Below are 21,107 nucleotides of genomic sequence, written 5' to 3' on the forward strand. Positions count from 1 at the left end.
CCGTGTGGTTCTTGCTGTTAGGTCGCGTTTTTGTGAGCGTCTGCTCACAAAAGTCAAACGGATTGGAGTTTTGCGTGTCGGAAAATCTCAAAGATTGGCAAGCGCGTCCGCGGCCCGAGCGCAAGCCCATTGATGGCCGCTATGTCCGGCTCGAACCGCTGAGCGCCGAAAAGCACGGCGATGGGTTGTACGAGGCGTCGTCGGTGCCTGACATCGATGGACGCTTTGCCTGGCTGCCCGACCACCCGCCACAAACCCGCGCCGATTTCCAGCCATGGCTGGACAAGGTCGAGGCGAGCGAGGATCCGCTGTTCTTCGCCGTCATCGACAAGGCCAGCGGCAAGGTCGCCGGGCGACAGACGCTGATGCGCATCGATCCCGCCTATGGCGTCATCGAGATCGGCAACATCTATTGGGGGCCACTGATCTCGCGCAAGCCGGCAGCGACCGAGGCGCAGTTCCTGTTCATGAAATACATCTTCGATGGGCTCGGCTATCGCCGCTACGAGTGGAAATGCAACAACCGCAACGACCCTTCGAAGCGCGCGGCCGAGCGGTTCGGCTTCAAGTTCGAGGGCATTTTCCGCCAGCATCTTGTGGTCAAGGGTGAAAACCGCGATACGGCATGGTACTCGATCATCGACAAGGAATGGCCGGCGCTGCGCAAAGCCTATGAGGCATGGCTCGATCCTGCCAATTTCGATGGCGAAGGCCGGCAGAAGCGGCGGCTCGAGGATTTCCGCGCCGAGTTCGGCGCGTAACAGGAGTTTTTTTCGATGGCGCACAGCTATGATCATGGTTCGCATGCTGGGCATGGCGCCGGCCATGTGCATGGCTCGACCGACAAGAAACGCGTGCTGATCGCAGCCTGCCTGACCGCCGGCTTCATGGTTGCCGAAGTGCTTGGCGGCCTTTTGACGGGATCGCTGGCGCTGCTGGCCGACGCCGGCCACATGCTCGCGGACTCGATCGCGCTTGGCCTTGCCTGGTACGCCTTCCATCTTGGCGGAAGGCCGGCGACAGTGCGCCTGACCTATGGCTTCGGCCGGGTCAAGACGCTGGTCGCCTACACCAACGGCATCGCCATCTTCGCCATTGCGTTGTGGATCGTCTACGAAGCCTGGGGCCGGCTGATGACGCCGGCGCCGGTGCTGGGCGGGCCGATGCTGGTGGTGGCGATCGCCGGCCTTCTGGTAAACTTCGCCTCGTTCTTCGTGCTGCATGGCGGCGACCACGACAGCCTCAACATGCGCGGCGCCATCCTGCATGTGCTGGGCGACCTGCTCGGTTCGGCGGCGGCGATCGTGGCGGCGCTGGTCATCCTGGCCACCGGCTGGACGCCGATCGACCCGGTTCTGTCGGTGCTGGTCTCGGTGCTGATCCTGTCCACCGCATGGTCGTTGATGCGCGAAGCCGCCCACGTCCTTCTCGAAGGCGTACCGGCAAGCCTCGACCGCGACATCATCGCCAAGGACATTGCCGGCACCGTCAAGGGCGTGCGCGAGGTGCACCATATGCATGTCTGGTCGCTGGACGGCTCCAGCAACATGGCGACGCTGCATGCCTGCCTCAACGATGGCGTCGATCCGCACCAGGCGGTCAGCGCCATCAAGAAGCGGCTCGCCGCCGAACACGGCATCAGCCACGCGACGGTCGAACCGGAATTCGGCCAGTGCGCCGACAGCCATGACGAGCACGATCATGACCACGACCATGGTGCGCCACCGCATCACGGCCATTATCACTGACAGGGAATTTCATGGCATTTGCATCCGAGTTGACGAGTTCCCGCTGTGGCGGGACGGCATGATGGATCGCGACACGCGAAACGCGCTGATTGCCGCAGCCTGGATCATGCTGCTGTTCGGCATCGCGGCGTTCTATCTGCCGACCGTGATGCTGGCCGTCGGCAATGTCTCGACCGTACTTGCCGGCATCGTCGGCATCGCCTTCGTGCTGGCATTCTTTCTGGTGTTCTGGTTGCGGGGTCGCAGCCAGAACAAGGGCAAATAAGAGGCTTTGAAATGCGCATCCTGATTACTGGCGCCGCCGGCATGGTCGGCCGCAAACTTGTCGACCGGCTGGCCAAGGACGGCACGCTCAACGGCCGCAAGATCACCGGGCTCGACCTGCACGACATCGTGCCGCCGCAGGCGCCGGCGATGGATGGCGTCAGCATCGCCACGCATACGGGCGACCTTGCCGACGCCGGTGCTGCCGAGAGCCTGGTCGCCTCACGCCCCGACGTCATGTTCCATCTCGCCGGCATCGTGTCGGGCGAGGCGGAGGCGAATTTCGATCTCGGCTACCGCGTCAATCTCGACGGCACACGGGCTCTGTTCGATGCGGTCCGGCTGGCGGGCTTTTCGCCGCGTCTGGTCTTCACCTCGTCGATCGCGGTGTTCGGCGCGCCGTTCCCCGATGTCATCCCGGACGATTTTCATCCTACGCCGCTAACCTCCTACGGCACGCAGAAGCAGATGAGCGAAGCGCTGCTGGCCGACTATTCCAGGCGCGGCTTCTTTGATGGCATCGGCATAAGGCTGCCGACCATCTGCGTGCGGCCCGGCAAGCCGAACAAGGCGGCGTCAGGGTTCTTCTCCGGCATCATCCGCGAGCCGCTGAGCGGGCACGAGGCGATCCTGCCAGTGCCGCGCTCGGTGCTGCACACCCATGCCAGCCCGCGCTCGGCGGTGAACTTCCTGATCCATGCCGCCGGGATCGACAGTGCCGCCGTCGGGCCACGCCGCAACCTCACCATGCCGGGCGTTGCCGTCACCGTCGGCGAGCAGATCGAGGCGCTGGAGCGCACTGCAGGCGCCGAGGTGGCGAGCCTGATCCGTGAGGAGCCCGACGAAACGATCTGGGCGATCGTCAAGGGTTGGCCGACGCGCTTCGAGGCGCGCCGTGCAAGGGACCTCGGCTTCAGCGCCGAAAACAGTTTCGATGAAATCATCCGCGCTCATATCGAGGATGAGCTGGGCGGAATGATCGCGGGTCAGGCCTGACCCGCCGAGGTCACACAGCTCCGGACAGGCTCGCCGACAACAGCAACAGCCCGAACAGGAAGACGAAGGCGGCGCCGCCGATTTCGACGACTGTGTGGATGCGGTTGCCCATGCGGCCGTCGCCGGCGAAATAGACCGCCCAGTTCTTGGCGGTGACTGCGATCGTTGCCAGCGCCGAGACTGTGATGGCGGTTCCAATCGACATCGCCAGCACCGACAGCAGGCCGCCGAGCCACAGGCCGTTGAGCAAAGCGAAGCTCAGCACAATCAGCGCGCCGGAGCAGGGGCGGATGCCGACGGCGGCTACAGCCGACCAGGCCGTGCGCCAGTCGAAGCGGTCGCCCGACAGCAGCGCCGGATCGGGCGCATGTGAGTGGCCGCACGTATCACAGACCTCGCCGGCTGGGTGATCGTGAGCGGCGTGATCGTGATGAGCGTGGTCGTGATGGGAATGATCGTGTGTGTCGTGGTCGTGCGCAGCGTGATCGTGATGATCATGCGAATGGTCGTGATGCACATGCAAGGCATGCGAATGCGCATGCGCCGCGTGGCTGTGAGCGGCATGCGAATGGCCGCCATGGGAATGACCGGCGTGGGCTGCCGACAGGCTGTAGGCGGGCGCCTTGCCGAACCAGCGCAGGACCGTAGGCCCGAGCTTGCGCCACAGCAGCCAGGCGCCGAACAAAGTGACGAATACATAGCTCATGATCTCCATGAACCAGGCTGCGTCGGTCATCGAGATGGCGGTGCCGCGCAGGACGAAATAGGCAAGCAGCATCACCAGGATCGCGGTCAGGCCCTGCAGCAGCGCCGAGACGAAGGACAGCAGGATACCGCGCCTGAGCGCCACTTCATTGGCCACCATGTAGGACGAGATCACCGCCTTGCCGTGGCCGGGGCCGGCGGCGTGGAAAATGCCGTAGGCGAAGGACAGGCCGATCAGCAGCCACATCTTGCTGCCGTCCTCGCGCATTGCTTTCATCGCCGTGGCCAATGCGCGGTAGAATTCCTGCTGGCGCAGATTGATCCACATCAGGATGTGGGCGAACGGGCCGGTGGTGGGCGCCATGCCGTCATTGACACCGATGCCGAGTGAGCTCTGGGCATGGGCCTGCCCGAGAAAGTGCGTCATCAGCAGGGCAGCGGCCACGAGGCCGAATGCCAAACGCAGGGACGGTTTCATCACCGGATCTATCCTTCTGGCGGGCAATTCAGTTCGAGCTTGGTGGCGAAGATCTTGCTCATGTCGGTGCCTGTCGGGTCGTTGAAGAAGGCGTCCGTCAGGGTCTTCTGGTTTTCCTTGATCGCCTCGTCTGGATCAGGCCGGATGACGCTCTTGGTGCAGTTCGAGGGCAGGCCTTCCACCGTGATGTTGCTATCCTCGGTGAAGTCGATCGCTGTGTAGAAGGTTGGATCGTAGACGCCGAAATCGATCTTGCCGGCGAGCTTGATCGGCACCTTGGGTTCGGATTCGAACAGGATGATCAACTGGTCGTTGTCGAAATTGGCCATCAGATGCGGTGGCGGCGTCATCGGCACGTCCTTGCCGTCGACGGTGACGAGCTGGAAATAGTTGAATTCGGCCAGCGAGGCATGAACTGTGTCGGCGACATCCTTCAGCTCCTTGTCGTCAAGCTTCAGGTCGGAGTTCTTGTCGAACTCCATCATCACCGTACTCGAAAACAGATCATCGAAACGCCAGAGGTGACGCAGCGCTTTCACACTTTGGTGATCCGGCGAGAGGATCACGTCGAGGCGGGCCTCGGCGAAGACATGAGGATGCGCGCCAGCCGCTCCAACGGCGGCAAAAGGCGCCGCCAAGGCCGAAGCCAGCATGATTGCGTGCCGTTTCAGATGCATTCTCGGTCGCTGTTCCATCGGCCTCGGAGAGATTTCGAGAGGTTACCAGAAACGGGGCGAAATTGGGACCGCGGCACGGCAAGACCGGGTCAGGCGCTCTCGCGGTTCTTGAACCACTGCACCAGAAAATCGACGAAGACACGGACCTTGGCCGGCAGATAGCGACGGTGCGGGTAGACGGCGAAAATCCCGCTGCCCGACTGGATGCGGTCGTCGAGCAAGGACACCAGCAGCCCGGATGCGAGGTCGGGGGCGGCGATGAAATCGGGCAGGATGGTGAAGCCCAGGCCGGACACGGCGGCGGCTCGCGCTGCCATCGGGCTGTTGACCTCGATGGGACCCGATACGTTGACACTGACTGACTCCTCGCCATCGCCCCTGAAGCGCCAGTTGGCGAGCGAGCGGCCATTGGTGTCGACGATGCAGGGCAAGTTGGCGAGATCCTGCGGGCGCGTCGGCTTGCCGTGCTTGGCGATCAGCTCCGGCGAGGCGCAAAGCTTGATCGAAAACGGCCCCAGGCGGCGGGCGATCAGCGATGAGTTCTCCAGCCGCGAGATGCGCACGGCAAGATCGAAACCTTCCTCGACCAGATCGACAAAGCGGTCGTCGAGATGGATGTCGAGGACGATGTCGGGATGCTGCTTGGCGAAGTCGATGAGCGACTGGCCAATCGGCGCATCGGCGAAGGTGCGCGCCGCCGACAGCTTGATCCTGCCGCGCACGTCGCCGGAGGATTCGCGCACGGCGTCAGCCAGGCTGTCGACCTCGCGCACGATTTCCGAAGCGCGGCTGTAATAGGTATGGCCGGCCTCGGTCAACGAGAACTGCCGCGTGGTGCGGTTGAGCAGCAGCGCGCCGAGTTCGTCCTCGAGTTCGCGCACATATTTCGACAGCAGCGCCTTGGAGCGACCGATCTTGCGCGCGGCCGCCGAAAAGCCTTCGGCCTCGACGACGTCGATGAAGGCGCGCATGCGGGTCAGTGTATCCATCATCAGGCCTTTCGTGCCGCATCGAGAATTCGCCGGCCGAGCCGTATCAGGGCAATGTCGCTGCCGGGAGGGCCGAGCAGCGAGAGGCCGAAAGGGGCACCGTCAACCGAGCCCAGCGGCAGGGTGATTTGCGGAAAGCCTGAAAGACCCGAAAGGCACAAAAGATGCAAGGCCCTTTCGCGGTAGGCCTGGAGCTGCTGCGGCTCGCTTTTGACCAGAGGTGCGGGGCCTGGAACGGTGGGCAGGACAAGAAACCCGTCCTGGCCGAGCAGCGCGGCTAGCTCGGAGCGGAACGTCAGGCGGCGCACCGCCTCGGCCCGCGCGGTCTTTTCGTCGATCGTGCGGCCAAAACCAAAGCGCTCCTCGACGCCCGGCCCGAGATCGCGCTCGCCAGAAATGATCCAGGCGCCATGCTGCTGCCAGGCCTCAGTGGCCTGGAGGCGGCGAAAGCACCAGTAGAGCTCGTCGGGGAAGGAGGCGAAGCTGTACTCTACCGGCGCCGGCTCACCGATAAGACTGGCGGCCAGCGCTCTCATCCTGGCGTATTCGGCTGCCTCGGCGGGACCGGCCACGAAGGCGTCCAGCCAGCGGATCGACAGCGGGCGGTTGAGCGGATGCTGATGCGGGTCGCGGCCAAGCAACAGCTTGCCGATCGTCTCATAGGTTTCGATGTCGTCGGCGAACCATCCGAACGTATCGAAGCTCGGCGCCAGCTTCATCGTGCCTTCGAGCGAGATGCGGCCATGCGTGGTGCGCAGCCCGATCAGCCCACAAAAGCTCGCCGGCGCGCGGATCGAGCCGCCGGTGTCGGAGCCGGTGGCGATATCGGCAAGCTTGCCGGCCACCGCCGCGGCCGATCCGGAGGACGAGCCGCCGGTGACGCGGTCGGGGGCAGCCGGGTTCACCGGAAACGGAAAATGCGCGTTCTGGCCCATCAGCGAGAAGGCGAACTCGTCGGTCTGCGTCTTGCCGATGAAGCGCGCGCCGGCATCGAGAATCACCTGTACGGCCGGTGCGGTGCTCGACGCGGCGTGGGACTCGGCGAACTTCACCAGATTGCCGCAACCGGTGCGATAGCCGGCGACGTCGTAAATGTCCTTGACGGCCAGTTTGAGCCCCGCCAGCGGCCCCAGTTCCGCATTGGCCACCGGCATTCGTCGCAGGTCGAGAAAGGCGTTGAGCGGGCCGTGCGTGCCTGGCATCGTTCGATATCCGTATACGGTTGGCCCAGCATTGTTCGATGCCGGAAATTTTACAACCTGGGATACGATTTTTATTGATTGTGAAATCTTTCGACCCTATATCGCGCTTGCCCAAAGTCGCACGTGCCTGTGGGTGTCCGCCGATCCTCGAATGGTGAGGGAAATCGGTAAGGTAACTGGAGCTAACCCCTCCAGTCGGTCTAGCGGCCAACCGCCAGCCCGAGGACACCTTGAAGCAACGACGGTGCGGGCCTTTCTGGTGTTCTGCCGGTCGTCCAAAGACCGGGGTTACTGAAGAGGCACACCTTCATTGCCGGCAGTGCGGACGGGTCTCCCATCCAAGCCAAGGCAGACAAAGCGAACCGAGGCCGGGCAAGGCCAAGGTTCACCGCCGCGAGACGGCGTTTCATGGTTCCGGGGTCTCCACCGGCTGGTTCCATGGATTTCCGTCCCGCCTTTGTTTGACCGCGTGTTCGCGAGGCCGAAAGCCCGCGTCCCGCCGCCTTATTGCGCGCCGCAAGGCGTTTATGGAGAGACCCCGATGGCCACCCAGCGCATCCTCGACTTCCTCGCCACCCGACGTCCGTCCGGCCCCTGCCTCGTCGTTGACCTCGATGTCGTGCGCGACAATTTCCGCGCCTTCGAAAAGGCGCTGCCCGATTCCCGGATCTACTATGCGGTGAAAGCAAACCCGGCGCCGGAAATCCTGCGCCTGCTTGCTGCGATGGGCTCGTCCTTCGACACCGCTTCCGTTGCCGAGGTCGAGATGGCGATGGACGCCGGTGCGCCGGCGGACCGCATCTCCTTCGGCAACACCATCAAGAAGGAGCGTGATATAGCACGCGCCTACCAGCTCGGCATCCGGCTGTTTGCGGTGGACTGCGTCGAGGAGGTCGACAAGATCGCCCGCGTCGCTCCCGGCGCGCGTGTGTTCTGCCGCGTTTTGACCGATGGCGAAGGCGCCGAGTGGCCGCTGTCGCGCAAGTTCGGCTGCGTGCCGGCGATGGCCGTCGACGTGCTGCGCCACGCCAGGACGCTCGGCCTCGACGCCTATGGCGTGTCGTTCCATGTCGGCTCGCAGCAGACCGACCTGACGGCGTGGGACCGTGCGCTGGCCGACGCCAAGAAGGTGTTCGCCACGCTCGCAGACGAAGGCATCGTCCTCAAGATGGTCAATATGGGCGGCGGTTTCCCGACGCGCTATCTGCGTGATGTGCCGGCGGCCCAGGCTTACGGCCAGGCCATCTTCTCGGCGCTGCGCAAGCATTTCGGCAATGCGATCCCTGAGACCATCATCGAGCCGGGTCGCGGCATGGTCGGCAATGCCGGCGTCATCAAGTCGGAAGTCGTGCTGATCTCGAAGAAGGCCGAAAACGACAATGTGCGCTGGGTGTTCCTCGACATCGGCAAGTTCGGCGGTCTGGCCGAGACGATGGACGAGGCGATCCGCTATCCGATCGTCACCCGCCATGACGGTTCGGAGACCGCACCTTGCGTGCTCGCCGGCCCGACCTGCGATTCGGCCGACGTGATGTACGAGAAGACGCCGTATCCGCTGCCTCTGTCGCTGACCATTGGCGACGATGTGCTGATCGAAGGCACCGGCGCCTACACGACCACCTACTCGGCGGTCGCCTTCAACGGCTTCGAGCCTCTCCGATCCTACGTGATCTGACGGCTTCGGCCTTCAGATCACCTCAGGCGGACGTTTGCGTCCGCTCGGGTTCGCCTGTGGAACAAGCTCCGCTCGTGAAGGATCGCGGAAATGGACATTGTAAATTACATTGATGGTGCCGTGGGAATCTCCCCCCTCGAGGGGGAGATGGCAGGCAGGCCAGAGGGGGTCGTCTCGCGTGAAGCGCCGGCATCCCTCGTCCACGACGCGGTGTCGCGTCAGGTCGTGCCGACCCCCTCTGTCGCCTTCGGCGACATCTCCCCCTCGAGGGGGGAGAGTGCCCGCGCCATTGTTGTCGTCGCCGAAACTGCGGCAGACATTGCATCGCGTGAAGCGTTGCTCGATCGAGCCATGGGGCCGATGCGGCGCAAGAAATCGTCGGAGAAGCTGCGGCGTGGCCGCCGGCCTTCCGAAGGCCTCGCTTTTGTCGTGCGCGATGCAACCGGCGCGGTTGCTGGTACGGTGCGGCTGTGGGACGTGCGTCTGGGCGAGGGTGGCCCGGGAGCACTTCTGCTCGGACCGCTCGCCGTCGATCCGGCGCTGAAGAACGCCGGCATCGGCTCGGCGCTGATGCGCCATGCTTTGGCCGAGGCCGCGCGTCTCGGCCATGCCGCGGTGCTGCTGGTCGGCGATGCGCCTTACTATGGCCGCTTCGGCTTCTCGGCGGAGAAGACCGGCGCGCTCGCCATGCCTGGTCCGTACGAGCGGCACCGCCTGCTGGCGCTGGAACTGATCGATGGTGCGCTCGACGGCGCGCATGGCACGCTGAAGGCTGCAGGTCGCAAGCTCAAGGCACAGAGGCTGTCGCTGGCCGCCTGATTGTCCAAAAACAAACGCCGCCGGTCCTTTGCATTTCAGCGAGGGCGGCGTTTTGTTTTTGCGAAGGGCTCAGCCGATCAGTTGGCTGAGCGCCATGGCGACCGACATATCGCCTTCGACCTTTATCTTGCCGGACATGAACGCCATGGTCGGGTTGAGGTCGCCGGCGATCAGCGAATCCAGATCGTCGAGCGACAGCTTTATGGTGCAGTCGGTCGGCGCGTCGGTGGTCGAGACGGTTGCGCCGTCGATGACGATGACGCCGTTGCTGCCGGTATCGAACTTCACGGAATGTTCGAACCCGGCGCTCGCCACGCGCGACCTCATCTTCTCGGCAATATCCTGAACGCTCATGACTGTTCTCCTGGTCTCGTTGCGTTTTGCCGCGCTTCAGTGACCGGCCTCCGCCGAAGTCGCTGTCTCGCGCGTACCGCGATCCTGGTCGCTTGGCGCATATAGCTTCGAGTTGACGTAAACGTCAACGCGCGATGCGTCATCTCGTTTCAGTCGGAAGGAATGCGGCAGAGAACATTCGCCCTGCGACGAAGGCTAGTGTTCAGCAGCGGGCTTCGCCGCCTCGGCCTGGGCCGATTCCGCCGGGGCCGGTTCGGTCGGCGTGGCCGGATCCTTGCGGCGGCGCATGGCGTTGTCGCGGATTTCGTCCTTGGTCAGGAAGTTGACCTGGTCGATCAGCACTTCATGCACCAGGTCGGCGCCGACGCGGGCGTTGACGGTGTCGCGTATGGCCTTGCGGAAGGCATCGAGATCGATGGTTTCCTTCTTGGTGAAGTCGATCTGAGGATTGGAGTAGAGATAGGAATAGACCTGATCGGTCATCAGCGCTTCGGCCGGGATCGACATCTTCTTTATCTCGGCCGGCTCGACCGTGTAGACGAGCTTGGTGAGGAAATAGCCGTCGATCTTGGAATCGCGGATCAGCGGCACCGAGATGATGTCGGTCTTGACGTAGTCGAGACCACCCAGCATCGGTTTCGGCGTCTCGCCGACGCCGCGCTCACCGGCCGCCTGGAACGAATAGAACACCGCGCCAAGCGTGGCGGCGCAGATCCAGATCGCGGCGGCGATGAATTTGATCACCGGTTGTTCCCGCCTGTTGCCGAAATCATCAGCTCGCCCAACCGAATTCGCCGGCCGAATAGGTGCCGTCGGCTTCGGCGCGCTGAATGGCGTTCTTCAACAGCGTGGCGACTTCGTTGACCGCGTTGAGGTGGGCGAGGATTGCAGCCTCGTTTTTCGAGAGCTTCTGGCGCAGCCGCGCCAGACTGTCGCGATGCTGTTCCAGGAATTCGATCTCGTTGGCGCCCTTCATGGCGCGGGTCAGCTCATAGAGGTAGCGGCTCTTGCGGGCGTTGGAGGCCTTGAGGTCATAGCTGGTGTCGTTCTTCAAACCGGCCGTCTCTTCCTCGACCGCTTCCTCGATGCGGCCGATGATGGCGGCAAGGTTGCCCGGCCGTGCAAACGGGATCGGCGCTTCGGACGTACGCGCCGGCAGGTTGGAAGAGTATTTTGAAAAATCGGCCATTGAAAATCCTGGTCTAGATCTTGATTTCGGTTTTGATGGTCGTCTCGTCGCCGGTCATCGACCGTGCGGCCTTGCGCTGCAATTCCTCGACCAGCGAGGTGGACAGCCGGGTCTGCTGGTCGATCTCGGTCTTGTGCGGCCCGGTTGACACCGGGCCGATCGGCACGGTGCGCTTGCCGTCCTTGTAGTGGTCGGCGAGCAGCGATTTGGCGATGCCGATCCCGCCGCGCTCGGCCATGACGTCGGCGACACGCTCGGCAAGCTGCGATTTCCACATGTCGCCGGCCAGCCCCTTGCCGTAGACGCCCTCTGTGTCCTTGGGCAGCATGTTCTGGATGAAGGTCTGCAAGACCATCGCCTCGAACTTCTTGAACTTGCTGGCGGGATCGGCATTTGCGGCGGCCTTGTCGGCGGTGGCGCGCGACAGGATCGAGCCGGCATCGACCGAAGCAGCCATGTCGACAGAAAAATTACCGCCAACGCCGTTGGCCCGCTTGGCCAGCGCGGCACGGGCAGCCTCGATATCCGTCGGGTCGACGGCTCGGGCAACATCGAGAACGATGTCGCTGGGTGGAGAAATCGCCAAGAAAGTCCGCCTCTTTGCAGGGTTTCCTGAGCGACCATGCCGCAACAAGCTTGTGGCAGGCTTGCCGGTTTGAAATCCTTCGCCGGATGCTGGGCCATTGCTATCAGCAGCGGCAAGTCCGGCTGGGTCGATGCGATCTAGTCATTTGCGGTGGGCGCTGCCGGCGTCGCCATGGTCAGATCGTAGGTGGCGTAGGCGCAGAGGCCGAACACGGCGCCGTACACCCAATACAGCCCGCCGCACGGAACGAAACCGAACGCCGTCCGCAAGTGACGCGGCTTTAACTTTCGATTATTCCTGCCCGCGCTTCTGCGCGATCAGATCGAGCCGGTCGCGGTCGGAGCGTTCGCGTTCGTCCTGTCGGCGCACGTCCTTGTAGGCGCGCTCGACCATGTTGGTGCGCGCCGTCGCAGTGGCGATGAGCGTGACCTCCTGCCTGGCGCTTTCTAAGCTCGCTTCCTGCCGGACCAGCGCATTGGCGATGCGGCGATGGTAGAGGTCAGGGAACAGCACCGCCATCGACTGGTCGGCGTCGAAATGCTGGACAAGTTCCTTGGCCTCGGTTTCGGCGGTTGCCGCTGCCGCCAGGAAGGCCGCATGGCGCGTCTCGTGCAGGGCCTTCAGCTGCTCCTGCACCTTGACCAGTTTCTTCAGCCGTTCCTTGCGCGTGCTCATCTCACCTCGCCAGCGTCAGATCGACAAAGCCGTCGACGAACAGCGACAGCATGGTGCCGATGGCGAAGTAGAAGATGATCATGCCGCCGGCGATGACGAAAGGCAGCGAGATGAAGTAGACCGGAATCTGCGGCGTCAGCTTGTTGACGAAGCCGATCGTCAAATTGACCAGGATGGCATAGGCGATGAACGGGCTGCCGAGCCGGATGACCAGGAAGAAGGCGTCCGACACCGTGTCGGTGAGATCGACCAGGGCGGCCTGCGGATTGAAGAAGACGTTGACCGGCGCCACCGTGTAGGAGGCGACCAGAGCGCGGATGATCTCGTGGTCGAAATCGAAGACGAAGAGCAGCAGCAACGCTGAAAACGAGATGATGGCGGCGAGGGCCGCCTGCGGCTCTGGCTCCTCGATGGCGGGGCCGCCGGTGCCGCCATAGCCGATCAGCATGGCGATGGCCGAACCCATGAAGCGCAGCGCCTCCATGTAGAGCCTCGTCATCGCGCCGATCAGCCCGCCGACCAAAAGTTCGGAGATGATCATCGGCGCCAGCACCTGCGGACGCGCATCGACGAAGGGAAAGATCTTGTCCCACAGGAAGGCGAGCAGGCCACCGGTGGCGGCGATCGACACGAACAGCCGGACCTGGACCGGCACGCGAGCGCTGGACAGGCCCGGCATCAGCATGAAGCAGGCGCCGATGCGACAGAAGGCGAGGAAGGCGGCGATGACGACGCCTTGCGACAGTATGTTCACGAGATCGTCCCGAGCACCTTGATCTCGACGCCCTTGGCGATTTCGACATGGGAGAGAACGGGAAGCGTCGTGAACAGGCGCTCGATGATCATGCGCACATAGGGGCGAGCATCGGGCGCGGTGACGAGGACAAAACGCTCGCCGGCCTCGAGATGCTTGCGGATCGCCTTGGTCGCGTCCTGGCCGAATTCCTCCAGCTGGCGCGGGTCGATGTCGAATTCGCGCACCTCGCCCTTGGCGTCGCGCTTGAGGCTCTGGTGGAAGGCGAGGTCCCAGCGGTTGCCGAGGCGCAGCACCTTGAGCATGCCGCCCTCGGAGAGATCGCCGCAGATCTGCTGGGCCATGCGGATGCGGACATGCTCGACGATCTGCTCGGTGCGGCGCACATGCGGCGCGATCTCGGCGATAGCCTCGATGATCAAATGCAGGTTGCGGATCGATACGCGTTCGGCCAGCAGCAATTTGAGCACCGCCTGCAGGCCGGGATAGGAGATGTGCGAGGTGCAGATCTCGTCGGCGAGCTTGCGGTATTCCGGATCCTGGCGCTCGAGCAGCGCCTTCATGTCCTTGTAGGACAGAAGCTGCGGCAGGTTGTTGCGGATCACCTCGGACAAATGGGTGAGCAGCACCGACATGTTGTCGGCAAAGGTATAGTTCTCGCGCTTCAGATCCTCGGCGAAGGTTTCGAGCACCGAGAAGGCGCGCATGCCGAAGGCCGGCTCGCGGATTTCCTCGCCGGGAACGTCGGGCAAATCCCGGTTGCCGAGCAGCACCATGATCTCGCCGACGCGCATCTGGTATTCGGCGACGACGGTGCCGTGGACCTTGATCTGATAGCTTTTCGGCGGGATGCCGAAATCGTCGGCGACGCGCACTTCCGGCACGACGAAGCCATATTGCGTGGCAAATTTCTTGCGCATCTTGGCCATGCGGAACACCAGTTCCTGATGCGACACCAGCAGCCGCGTCGACAGCTGTTTGCCGATCAGAAGCTCGATCTCGGCGGTGGTCAGCGAAGCCTTGACCGAGTTCTTCTCTTCCTCGACCTTGTTCGCCTTCTCCAGATCCTTGATCGCTTCGGCGGCGGCAGCCTCGCGGTTGGCGCGCATCGGGATGACGTAGCCAAGGCCGGCCATGCCGGCGGCTAGCGTGAAGAACGGGAAGAACGGCAGGCCGGGCATCAGGCCGAGCAGGACGAGCAGCGAGGCCGCGACATAGAGCGCGCGCGGATGCGCACCGAGCTGGCCGAACACCGCCTGGTTGGTCGAGCCGCGCGTGCCGCCCTTGGACACAAGCAGGCCGGCGGCGAGCGAAACGATAAGCGCCGGGATCTGGGTGACCAGGCCGTCGCCGACCGACAGTTTGATGAAGACATCGGCGGCTTCGCCCATGCCCATGCCGTGCCTGATGTAGCCGATGGCGATGCCGCCGACGATGTTGATGGCGGTGATGATGAGGCCGGCAATGGCGTCGCCGCGGACGAATTTCGAGGCGCCGTCCATCGAGCCGAAGAAGGAGGATTCCTCTTCCAGCTCGCGGCGGCGCAGCTGCGCGGTCTTGTCGTCGATCATGCCGGCGGACAGGTCGGCGTCGATCGACATCTGCTTGCCCGGGATAGCGTCCAGGGTGAAGCGGGCGCCGACTTCGGCAATACGGGTGGCGCCCTTGGTGATGACGATGAAGTTGACCACGATCAGGATCATGAAGACGATCAGGCCGATGACGAAATCGCTGGCCATCACAAGTTTGGAGAAGCCGGCGATGACATAGCCGGCGGCGTGCGTGCCTTCATTGCCATGCGACAGGATCATGCGCGTCGTGGCGATGTTGAGCGACAGCCGCAGCATGGTGGCGATCAGCAGCACGGTCGGGAAGGACGAGAAATCGAGCGGCCGCTGGATCCACAGCGCCACCATCAGGATCAGCACCGACAGTGCGATCGAGAAGGCGAGGCCGATGTCGATGAGGAAGGCCGGGATCGGCAGGAACAGCACGGCCAGGATGATAACGATGCCGATGGCGAAGAAGACATCGCGGCCGTTCTTGGCCACTGTTCCTGTCGCTAAGCTTTCGCTGACCGCCATGTCGTCCCCAATCACCAGCCTGCCGAGCACGCGACAGCCCTTCGAGCCTAACCGGTCAAGCTTGCGCGAGGGTGGGAGGACTGGTTACTTGCCAGGACGACAGAGGCCTTGAGGAGAGAGATCATGCTGGTGATCATCGGCACCATTCGCTTGCCGGCGGAACGGCTCGACGAGGCAAGGCCGGCCATGCGGCGCATGATACTGGGCAGCTGGGCGGAGCCCGGCTGCATCGAATACTCCTACGCGCAGGACGTGCTCGACGCCGGGCTCATCCATGTAATCGAGGTGTGGAGCGACAGGGCCGCGCTCGACGCGCATTTCCGCTCGCCTCACATCGCCGATTGGCGGGCGAGCTGGGCATCGCTCGGCATAGGCGAGCGCAACCTCATGCTCTACGAGGCCGGCGAGCCGAAGCCGATCTGAGGACCGGGCACAGTCAAGAAGGCGTAGGCCCAAGAAAGTCTAGCAGGCGTTGACCTGTCTGCAGGACCATCCGCCGCCATCGGTATCGTGGCAGTCTTCATAGCTGCCGTAGCAGGTGTTCGTCGAATTGCGATACCAAGGGTAGCCGCCAGGACAGCAAACATCTTGTTGTGCAGTCTGGATAAATTCCTTTGCCGGCCGGCTTTGGTTTTCCGGATTGCCTCCCGCCAAAAAAAGAGACATCGGGTGTGACACAACAGACCTAACCGGCATATCCATGCTTGAATTGCTCACCGCAGACGAGCTCAAAAAAATCATGCCAACAGCTAATGAAAAAAATCCCCGCGCACTCATCTTCTCCTCCTTGAGGGAAATGGAGACGGCCAAAAATAACACAGCTGCGTCGATTGCGTAAGCGATCGCTCATATACCTCGACACGCTCGCGGGGAATTGAAGCGGGGCGGCAAGCCTGACTGCGCCTCAGCGCCAGAATGGCGCCGCAAGCAGCCGGCATTATGTCGGCGTGCTGATCGTCGCCGAACTGCACAGCGATCCGTTCGATGGTGAGACGCCGGTGCTGGCGCCGGCCAAATTCCGGCATGCGGTGCTGGTGCCGACCATGAACGTCCAGTCCACCGCCGAAACCATCCAGCGCGCCGTCGCGGAGGAACTGGCGGTGGTCGAGAATTTCGACAACCGGGCCGTTGTCGGGCTTTTGACCGAGGGCCATCTGATACGGCGCTACGCCGAGGAACTCGACAAGGCGCGGCGCGACCTGTCGGGCGAAGACTAGGCCTTGGCCGGCATCTTAAATGTCCCTACTCGGCGCTTGCCACGTGTACAGTGTCACTGTACAAATTGTTCAGTGGGAGAAAAAGACGGGATGAGCACCGACCAGGCTCCGGTCAAGAATGGCGTCGCCTCGACGGCGACGCATGCCCATCAGATGCTGGGCCAGCGGCTGAAGAGCCTGCGTCTCGGCCGGCGGCTTTCGCTGCGCGAACTCGCCGAGCTGACCGGGACCAGCGCCAGCTTCATCAGCCAGCTCGAGCGCGGCCTGACCGGCGCCAGCACCGCCTCGCTCAACCAGATGGCCTCGGCGCTTGGGGTGAGCGTGGCGATGCTGTTCGAGGATAGTGCCGCCGGGCAGCGCGGGGTCTTGCTGCGCAGCGAGCGGCCGAGCCTGCCGCCCAGCGACGGCTGCCGCAAGATGCTGCTCTCGCGTCCCCCTTTAAGCGACATGGAAGTCTATGTCGGCGAGTTCGAAATCGGCGGCTCGACCGGCCCAGCGCTCTACACCCATGGCGACGCGCACGAGATGCTCGTCGTGCTGCGCGGCATCGTCGAGGTTTCGCTCGGCGATGTCAGGCATGTGCTGGAAGAGGGCGACAGCATCGAATACGCGACATCGACAGCACATCGCTCAGAGAACATCGGCAGTGGCCGAGCCGAGGTGATGTGGATCATTGCGCCACCGACTTCGGTGCGCGCCGAACTCGATCAATACAGGGCCTGGAAACCGCTCGCAGCCAGGTAGGTTCAATCCATGCGGGTCAAATGGGAGAACAATAATCATGCTGAAAACAAGACATCTTGGCCTTGGCGCCGTGCTGGCGCTCGGCGTTCTGGCAACCGCAGCGTTCGCGCAGGAAAAGCCTGTCGCGGGTGAGGTCAAGGAAGGCTCGCTCAAGGGCAAGACGCTGACGCTCGTCTCCTATGGCGGCATCTACCAGGACGGCCAGGCCGCCGCGCTCAAGGAGTTCGTCGAAAAGTCCGGCGCCACGCTGCTCAATGACGGGCCGACAGAGATCGCCAAGCTGCAGGCGCAGGTCGAATCCGGCAACGTCACCTGGGACGTCGTCGACACCGCCGACCTGCCGCCTTACGTCTATTGCGGCAAGCTGTTCCAGAAGCTTGATTTCAGCAAGCTCGACGTCTCCAAGGTGCCCGAGGGCCAGGTCGGCGAATGCTCGGTGCCGGCCATGAACTACGGCGTCGTGCTGATGTACAACAAGGAGAAGTATGGGGATAACCCGCCCAAGAACTGGGCCGATTTCTTCGACACGGCAAAATTCCCCGGCACGCGCGCGCTCGACGGTTCGGGCGACCCGACGGGCGGCCTGCTGGAGCAGGCGTTGAAGGCCTCTGGCGGCGACCCGAAGGCGATGACGGCGGCCGACATCGACAAGGCCATCGATGTCATCCGCAAGCTCGGTCCCGACACGATCTATTGGAAGACCGGCGCTGAATCGCAGCAGCTTGCCGAATCTGGCGAAGCCGACATGCTGATGATGTGGACCGGACGTGCCATGACGGCGGTGAAGAACGGCGCCAAATATGCGCCGGCCTGGCAGGACTGGCTGGTGGTGATGGACCAGATGACCATTCCGGTCGGCATCAAGGATACGGATGCGGCTTATGCGCTGCTCAATGCCTATCTCGGCAAGGGGGCGCAGGAGATCCTGGCGCAGCAGACCTCCTATACGCCGATCAACAATGACGCGCAGCCCAAGGTCGATGCGTCGGTCGCCGCCTTCCTGACCAACACGCCCGAGCGCCAGAAGCAGGGTTACAAGCAGAACATCAAGTTCTGGGTCGAGAACTTCCCGGTGGCGCAGGAGAAGTGGTCGGCGTTGATGGCCGGCAACTGAACAGCCAAGTGAGAGCCAGGCCGTGAGCGCGTCCGAACCCATCGCCCAACCCGCCGCCCATGCGCGGTCGGGTCGGGCATGGCGGCCGTTCGCGCTCACGGCGCCGGCGCTCATCCTGCTCGTCGCGGTGATCGGGTATCCGCTGCTCACCATCGTGCTGCGCAGCCTGTCGGAACCTGAGTGGGGGCTGCAGAACTATGCCTGGTTCTTCGGCGCGCCGGTCAACCTGACAGTGCTGCAGCGGACTTTCGTCATTTCGGCCTGGGTGACGCTGGTCTGCGTCATCGCGGCCTATCCCTATGCCTATCTGATGACCGCGGTCGGGCCGCGCGTCCGGCTGGTGCTTGTGCTTTGCGTGCTGATCCCGTTCTGGGTGAGTGGTGTGGTGCGAACGCTGTCATGGGTGATCCTGCTGCAGGATTCGGGCGTCATCAATTCGTTGCTGCGCTCGGTCGGGTTCGGCGGCGTCAAGCTGATCCGCACCCAGACCGGCGTGGTCATCGGCATGGCGCAGGTGCTGTTGCCGTTCATGATCCTGCCGCTCTATTCCGTGATGCAAGGCATCGACCTCAGGCTGATGCGTGCGGCGCAAAGCCTCGGTGCGCGGCCGTCGCGCGCGTTCTTCACCATCTATCTGCCGCTGTCGCTGCCCGGCGTCTATGCCGGCGCGATCATCGTCTTCATCCTGTCGCTCGGCTTCTACATCACGCCTGCTTTGCTCGGCGGCCCGCGCTCGACCATGCTGTCGACGCTGGTGCAGACGCAGGTGCTCAGCCTGCTTCAATGGGGCAGGGGCGGCGCCATGGGCGTCGTTCTGCTGGTCACCACCTTCGTGCTGCTGGCGCTGGCAGCACCTGTGATGCGGTCCAGTCATCGGGAAGCGGGGCGGCGCTGATGGAGATGAAGCCGCTCACCCGCGTTCTTCTCGGGCTCGTCTGCCTGCTGGTGGCGATATGGCTGGTGGCGCCGACGCTGGTCGTGGTGCCGATGTCGTTCAACGAAAACAAATCGCTGGCGTTTCCGCCGCAAGGCTTTTCCTGGCAGTGGTACCAGAATTTCGCCACCAATCCGGACTGGTCGAACAGCTTCCTGAACTCGCTGAAAGTCGCCTCCATCGTTGCCGTCCTGGCAACGGTGCTCGGCACGCTTGCCGCCTTCGGCCTCGACCGCATGAAGGCGCGGCCGGCGAACCTTTTGCGCATGCTGATGCTGACGCCGATGGTGGTGCCGGGCGTGGTGCTGGCGATCGGCATCTATGCCGTCTATCTCGACACGCAGCTCGTCGGGACGCTGCTCGGCTTCGTGCTGGCCCACACCATCCTTGCGCTGCCCTTCGTGCTGATCGCGGTCTCGGCCAGTCTCGAAGTGTTCGACCGCCGGCTGGAGACAGCCGCCGCGAGCCTGGGCGCCGGCGCACTGACCACGTTTCGCACGGTGACGCTGCCGCTGATCGCGCCGGGCGTGCTCTCAGGCCTGCTGTTCGCTTTCGCCACCTCGTTCGACGAGATTGTCGTGTCGCTGTTCATCACGAACCCCTATCTCAAGACATTGCCGGTGCAGATTTTTGCCTCGATCACGCGCGACGCCGATCCGACGGTCGCGGCTGTCGGCACGATCCTGCTTTTCGCGACCACGATCCTGATCGGCGGCGGCATGCTCCTTCTTGGCCGCGAGCGGAAAGGACGCCAATGAATCCGAAGCCGACAAGCAAGGGCGCGGCGATCGATCTCGAAGCGATCAGCAAGGCCTATGGCGGCTTCAAGGCGCTGGACGGCGTGTCGCTGCGCATCGAGCCCGGCGAGTTCATGACGCTGCTCGGCCCCAGCGGCTCGGGCAAGACGACGACGCTCAACGTGATTGCCGGTTTCACCGATGTCACCAGCGGCAAGCTTCTGGTCGGGGAAAAAAGCGTCGTCGGCATGCCGGCGCACAAGCGCAACATCGGCGTCGTCTTCCAGCATTACGCGCTGTTCCCGCATATGAGCGTCGGCCGCAACGTCGCCTATCCGCTGACGCTGCGCGGCGTCGACCAGGCGACGCGGCAGACACGCGTGGCAAGGGCGCTCGACATGGTCAAGATGGGCGATTTCGCGCATCGCTATCCCAGCGAATTGTCGGGCGGCCAGCAGCAGCGCGTGGCGTTGGCACGCGCCATCGTCTTCGACCCGCCGCTGCTCCTGATGGACGAGCCGCTCGGCGCGCTCGACAAGAAGCTGCGCGAATGGCTTCAGCTCGAGATCAAGCGCATCCATCGCGAACTCGGCACCACCTTCGTCTATGTCACGCACGATCAGGAAGAGGCGCTGGTGCTGTCGGACCGCATCGCCGTGTTCAACCGCGGGCGCATCGAGCAGGTCGGCACCGGCCGCCAGCTCTATGACGAGCCGGCAACGCTGTTCGTCGGCCGCTTCATCGGCGATTCCACCGTGCTGCGCGGCAAGGCGCGCAGCGATGGCAACAGCACCGCGCTGAGCATCGCCGGCGAGACGGTGACGGTACCGCGTAAGCTGTCGGGAGAAGCCAGTCCGGTGATGCTGCTGCGTCCCGAAAAGCTCGCGATCCGAAGAGCCGGCCAAAGTGCTGCCAATGGCGCCAACCGCCTGTCGGGGACGATCGCGGAAGCCATCTATCTCGGCTCGGAATCGAAATACGAAGTTAAGCTCGCCGACGGCTCGGCCGCGATCGTGCGCTCACCACTGACCGGCGAGAGTTTTGGCCTCGGCGACAAGGTCGAGCTCTGCTTCGACGGCAGCGATGCCAAGCTGCTCGCGGACGACGCAAGCGCCGACACCACACTCACCTGATTCCATCTGGCCTGATCCCATCTGGCCTGATCC

25 protein-coding genes are annotated in these 21,107 nt (G+C 63.5%); 13 read left to right on the forward strand and 12 right to left on the reverse strand.

The genetic code is table 11. The annotated features are described in order from the left end of the window. The first annotated feature begins 74 nt into the window (after positions 1 to 74). From NKJ57_RS01925 to denD, 4 genes are read left to right on the forward strand one after another with little or no spacing between them, the layout of a single operon-like run. Positions 75 to 761, forward strand: a complete 687-nt coding sequence (locus NKJ57_RS01925; protein WP_023737656.1) for a GNAT family N-acetyltransferase — start codon at positions 75 to 77, stop codon at positions 759 to 761. A 15-nt stretch (positions 762 to 776) separates the two neighbouring features. Continuing rightward, positions 777 to 1,748, forward strand: coding sequence for a cation diffusion facilitator family transporter (locus NKJ57_RS01930; protein WP_352510392.1), 972 nt, complete (start codon positions 777 to 779; stop codon positions 1,746 to 1,748). Positions 1,749 to 1,806: 58 nt separating this feature from the next. Then, a complete protein-coding gene (locus tag NKJ57_RS01935; protein WP_023686390.1) occupies positions 1,807 to 2,013 on the forward strand; it encodes a hypothetical protein in 207 nt (68 codons plus the stop codon). Between the two features lie 11 nt (positions 2,014 to 2,024). Then, positions 2,025 to 3,008, forward strand: coding sequence for a D-erythronate dehydrogenase (gene denD / locus NKJ57_RS01940; protein WP_352510393.1), 984 nt, complete (start codon positions 2,025 to 2,027; stop codon positions 3,006 to 3,008). Between the two features lie 10 nt (positions 3,009 to 3,018). Here denD and NKJ57_RS01945 read toward each other — a convergent pair whose 3' ends face one another. From NKJ57_RS01945 to NKJ57_RS01960, 4 genes are all read right to left on the reverse strand, one after another. Next, positions 3,019 to 4,191, reverse strand: a complete 1,173-nt coding sequence (locus NKJ57_RS01945; RefSeq protein ID WP_502902014.1) for a nickel/cobalt transporter — start codon at positions 4,189 to 4,191, stop codon at positions 3,019 to 3,021. 8 nt (positions 4,192 to 4,199) lie between these two features. Continuing rightward, on the reverse strand, positions 4,200 to 4,868 hold the full coding sequence (locus NKJ57_RS01950) for a DUF1007 family protein (protein ID WP_023695722.1): 669 nt from the start codon (positions 4,866 to 4,868) through the stop codon (positions 4,200 to 4,202). A gap of 89 nt (positions 4,869 to 4,957) precedes the next feature. Then, on the reverse strand, positions 4,958 to 5,857 hold the full coding sequence (locus tag NKJ57_RS01955; protein ID WP_023671925.1) for a LysR family transcriptional regulator: 900 nt from the start codon (positions 5,855 to 5,857) through the stop codon (positions 4,958 to 4,960). Positions 5,858 to 5,859: 2 nt separating this feature from the next. Next, on the reverse strand, positions 5,860 to 7,059 hold the full coding sequence (locus NKJ57_RS01960; protein ID WP_352510394.1) for an amidase: 1,200 nt from the start codon (positions 7,057 to 7,059) through the stop codon (positions 5,860 to 5,862). A 541-nt stretch (positions 7,060 to 7,600) separates the two neighbouring features. Between NKJ57_RS01960 and odc2 the strand changes: the two genes are divergently transcribed. Both odc2 and NKJ57_RS01970 read left to right on the forward strand, forming a co-directional pair. Next, positions 7,601 to 8,734 carry an ornithine/lysine decarboxylase gene (odc2, locus tag NKJ57_RS01965; RefSeq protein ID WP_023671923.1) on the forward strand — a complete coding sequence of 378 codons (1,134 nt, stop codon included), beginning with the start codon at positions 7,601 to 7,603 and terminating at the stop codon, positions 8,732 to 8,734. Between the two features lie 147 nt (positions 8,735 to 8,881). Next, a complete protein-coding gene (locus NKJ57_RS01970) occupies positions 8,882 to 9,553 on the forward strand; it encodes a GNAT family N-acetyltransferase (RefSeq protein ID WP_352510395.1) in 672 nt (223 codons plus the stop codon). A gap of 69 nt (positions 9,554 to 9,622) precedes the next feature. On the opposite strand, the gene NKJ57_RS01975 is transcribed toward NKJ57_RS01970, so the two are convergent. From NKJ57_RS01975 to flhA, 7 genes are all read right to left on the reverse strand, one after another. Beyond that, the gene (locus NKJ57_RS01975; RefSeq protein ID WP_023683274.1) at positions 9,623 to 9,907 is read right to left on the reverse strand and encodes an SCP2 sterol-binding domain-containing protein; all 285 of its coding nucleotides are present in this window, start codon (positions 9,905 to 9,907) and stop codon (positions 9,623 to 9,625) included. Between the two features lie 195 nt (positions 9,908 to 10,102). Beyond that, entirely contained in the window at positions 10,103 to 10,651 is a 549-nt protein-coding gene (locus NKJ57_RS01980) for a hypothetical protein (protein ID WP_023683275.1), read from the reverse strand. A 28-nt stretch (positions 10,652 to 10,679) separates the two neighbouring features. Beyond that, positions 10,680 to 11,096: a hypothetical protein gene (locus NKJ57_RS01985; RefSeq protein ID WP_023686384.1), complete on the reverse strand. Its 417-nt coding sequence runs from the start codon at positions 11,094 to 11,096 to the stop codon at positions 10,680 to 10,682. A 13-nt stretch (positions 11,097 to 11,109) separates the two neighbouring features. Next, complete coding sequence (locus NKJ57_RS01990) at positions 11,110 to 11,682, reverse strand: rod-binding protein (protein ID WP_023683276.1); 573 nt, start codon at positions 11,680 to 11,682, stop codon at positions 11,110 to 11,112. Positions 11,683 to 11,973: 291 nt separating this feature from the next. Beyond that, positions 11,974 to 12,357 (reverse strand): hypothetical protein, encoded by a 384-nt coding sequence (locus NKJ57_RS01995; protein ID WP_352510397.1) that lies wholly within the window; start codon positions 12,355 to 12,357, stop codon positions 11,974 to 11,976. Between the two features lies 1 nt (position 12,358). Next, entirely contained in the window at positions 12,359 to 13,111 is a 753-nt protein-coding gene (gene fliR / locus NKJ57_RS02000) for a flagellar biosynthetic protein FliR (RefSeq protein WP_023691740.1), read from the reverse strand. Next, positions 13,108 to 15,195 carry a flagellar biosynthesis protein FlhA gene (flhA, locus tag NKJ57_RS02005; protein ID WP_023671908.1) on the reverse strand — a complete coding sequence of 696 codons (2,088 nt, stop codon included), beginning with the start codon at positions 15,193 to 15,195 and terminating at the stop codon, positions 13,108 to 13,110. Before flhA ends, fliR begins: the two co-directional genes overlap by 4 nt. 123 nt (positions 15,196 to 15,318) lie before the next feature. Here flhA and NKJ57_RS02010 point away from each other — a divergent pair, with 123 nt between their 5' ends. Beyond that, a complete protein-coding gene (locus NKJ57_RS02010; RefSeq protein WP_023691739.1) occupies positions 15,319 to 15,618 on the forward strand; it encodes a putative quinol monooxygenase in 300 nt (99 codons plus the stop codon). A gap of 39 nt (positions 15,619 to 15,657) precedes the next feature. Here NKJ57_RS02010 and NKJ57_RS02015 read toward each other — a convergent pair whose 3' ends face one another. Then, positions 15,658 to 15,972: a hypothetical protein gene (locus NKJ57_RS02015; protein WP_155921527.1), complete on the reverse strand. Its 315-nt coding sequence runs from the start codon at positions 15,970 to 15,972 to the stop codon at positions 15,658 to 15,660. A gap of 170 nt (positions 15,973 to 16,142) precedes the next feature. On the opposite strand from NKJ57_RS02015, the gene NKJ57_RS02020 reads away from it, so the two are divergent. The 6 genes from NKJ57_RS02020 to NKJ57_RS02045 all read left to right on the forward strand — a co-directional run bounded on the left by NKJ57_RS02020 (position 16,143) and on the right by NKJ57_RS02045 (position 21,074). Beyond that, a complete protein-coding gene (locus NKJ57_RS02020) occupies positions 16,143 to 16,412 on the forward strand; it encodes a hypothetical protein (protein WP_023740977.1) in 270 nt (89 codons plus the stop codon). Positions 16,413 to 16,502: 90 nt separating this feature from the next. Beyond that, entirely contained in the window at positions 16,503 to 17,156 is a 654-nt protein-coding gene (locus NKJ57_RS02025) for a helix-turn-helix domain-containing protein (protein ID WP_027049833.1), read from the forward strand. 37 nt (positions 17,157 to 17,193) lie between these two features. Continuing rightward, the gene (locus tag NKJ57_RS02030) at positions 17,194 to 18,270 is read left to right on the forward strand and encodes an extracellular solute-binding protein (protein ID WP_352510398.1); all 1,077 of its coding nucleotides are present in this window, start codon (positions 17,194 to 17,196) and stop codon (positions 18,268 to 18,270) included. A 22-nt stretch (positions 18,271 to 18,292) separates the two neighbouring features. Further along, the gene (locus NKJ57_RS02035; RefSeq protein WP_352510399.1) at positions 18,293 to 19,165 is read left to right on the forward strand and encodes an ABC transporter permease; all 873 of its coding nucleotides are present in this window, start codon (positions 18,293 to 18,295) and stop codon (positions 19,163 to 19,165) included. Beyond that, positions 19,165 to 19,962 (forward strand): ABC transporter permease, encoded by a 798-nt coding sequence (locus tag NKJ57_RS02040; RefSeq protein ID WP_023695739.1) that lies wholly within the window; start codon positions 19,165 to 19,167, stop codon positions 19,960 to 19,962. Before NKJ57_RS02035 ends, NKJ57_RS02040 begins: the two co-directional genes overlap by 1 nt. Further along, the gene (locus NKJ57_RS02045; protein WP_352510400.1) at positions 19,959 to 21,074 is read left to right on the forward strand and encodes an ABC transporter ATP-binding protein; all 1,116 of its coding nucleotides are present in this window, start codon (positions 19,959 to 19,961) and stop codon (positions 21,072 to 21,074) included. The genes NKJ57_RS02040 and NKJ57_RS02045 overlap by 4 nt, the downstream gene beginning before the upstream one ends. Positions 21,075 to 21,107 lie beyond the last annotated feature (33 nt).

The sequence above is a fragment of the Mesorhizobium sp. M0077 genome, assembly GCF_040322955.1.
Lineage (GTDB): Bacteria > Pseudomonadota > Alphaproteobacteria > Rhizobiales > Rhizobiaceae > Mesorhizobium.

Bases quoted from the DNA above. Each gene is read 5' to 3' on its own strand.
- NKJ57_RS01930 (WP_352510392.1), top strand. From the start codon at position 777: ATGGCGCACAGCTATGATCATGGTTCGCATGCTGGGCATGGCGCCGGC.
- NKJ57_RS01935 (WP_023686390.1), top strand. From the start codon at position 1,807: ATGATGGATCGCGACACGCGAAACGCGCTGATTGCCGCAGCCTGGATC.
- denD (WP_352510393.1), top strand. From the start codon at position 2,025: ATGCGCATCCTGATTACTGGCGCCGCCGGCATGGTCGGCCGCAAACTT.
- NKJ57_RS01945 (WP_502902014.1), bottom strand. From the start codon at position 4,191: ATGAAACCGTCCCTGCGTTTGGCATTCGGCCTCGTGGCCGCTGCCCTG.
- NKJ57_RS01950 (WP_023695722.1), bottom strand. From the start codon at position 4,868: ATGCATCTGAAACGGCACGCAATCATGCTGGCTTCGGCCTTGGCGGCG.
- NKJ57_RS01955 (WP_023671925.1), bottom strand. From the start codon at position 5,857: ATGGATACACTGACCCGCATGCGCGCCTTCATCGACGTCGTCGAGGCC.
- NKJ57_RS01960 (WP_352510394.1), bottom strand. From the start codon at position 7,059: ATGCCAGGCACGCACGGCCCGCTCAACGCCTTTCTCGACCTGCGACGA.
- odc2 (WP_023671923.1), top strand. From the start codon at position 7,601: ATGGCCACCCAGCGCATCCTCGACTTCCTCGCCACCCGACGTCCGTCC.
- NKJ57_RS01970 (WP_352510395.1), top strand. From the start codon at position 8,882: ATGGCAGGCAGGCCAGAGGGGGTCGTCTCGCGTGAAGCGCCGGCATCC.
- NKJ57_RS01975 (WP_023683274.1), bottom strand. From the start codon at position 9,907: ATGAGCGTTCAGGATATTGCCGAGAAGATGAGGTCGCGCGTGGCGAGC.
- NKJ57_RS01985 (WP_023686384.1), bottom strand. From the start codon at position 11,096: ATGGCCGATTTTTCAAAATACTCTTCCAACCTGCCGGCGCGTACGTCC.
- NKJ57_RS01995 (WP_352510397.1), bottom strand. From the start codon at position 12,357: ATGAGCACGCGCAAGGAACGGCTGAAGAAACTGGTCAAGGTGCAGGAG.
- flhA (WP_023671908.1), bottom strand. From the start codon at position 15,195: ATGGCGGTCAGCGAAAGCTTAGCGACAGGAACAGTGGCCAAGAACGGC.
- NKJ57_RS02010 (WP_023691739.1), top strand. From the start codon at position 15,319: ATGCTGGTGATCATCGGCACCATTCGCTTGCCGGCGGAACGGCTCGAC.
- NKJ57_RS02015 (WP_155921527.1), bottom strand. From the start codon at position 15,972: ATGAGTGCGCGGGGATTTTTTTCATTAGCTGTTGGCATGATTTTTTTG.
- NKJ57_RS02025 (WP_027049833.1), top strand. From the start codon at position 16,503: ATGAGCACCGACCAGGCTCCGGTCAAGAATGGCGTCGCCTCGACGGCG.
- NKJ57_RS02030 (WP_352510398.1), top strand. From the start codon at position 17,194: ATGCTGAAAACAAGACATCTTGGCCTTGGCGCCGTGCTGGCGCTCGGC.
- NKJ57_RS02040 (WP_023695739.1), top strand. From the start codon at position 19,165: ATGGAGATGAAGCCGCTCACCCGCGTTCTTCTCGGGCTCGTCTGCCTG.
- NKJ57_RS02045 (WP_352510400.1), top strand. From the start codon at position 19,959: ATGAATCCGAAGCCGACAAGCAAGGGCGCGGCGATCGATCTCGAAGCG.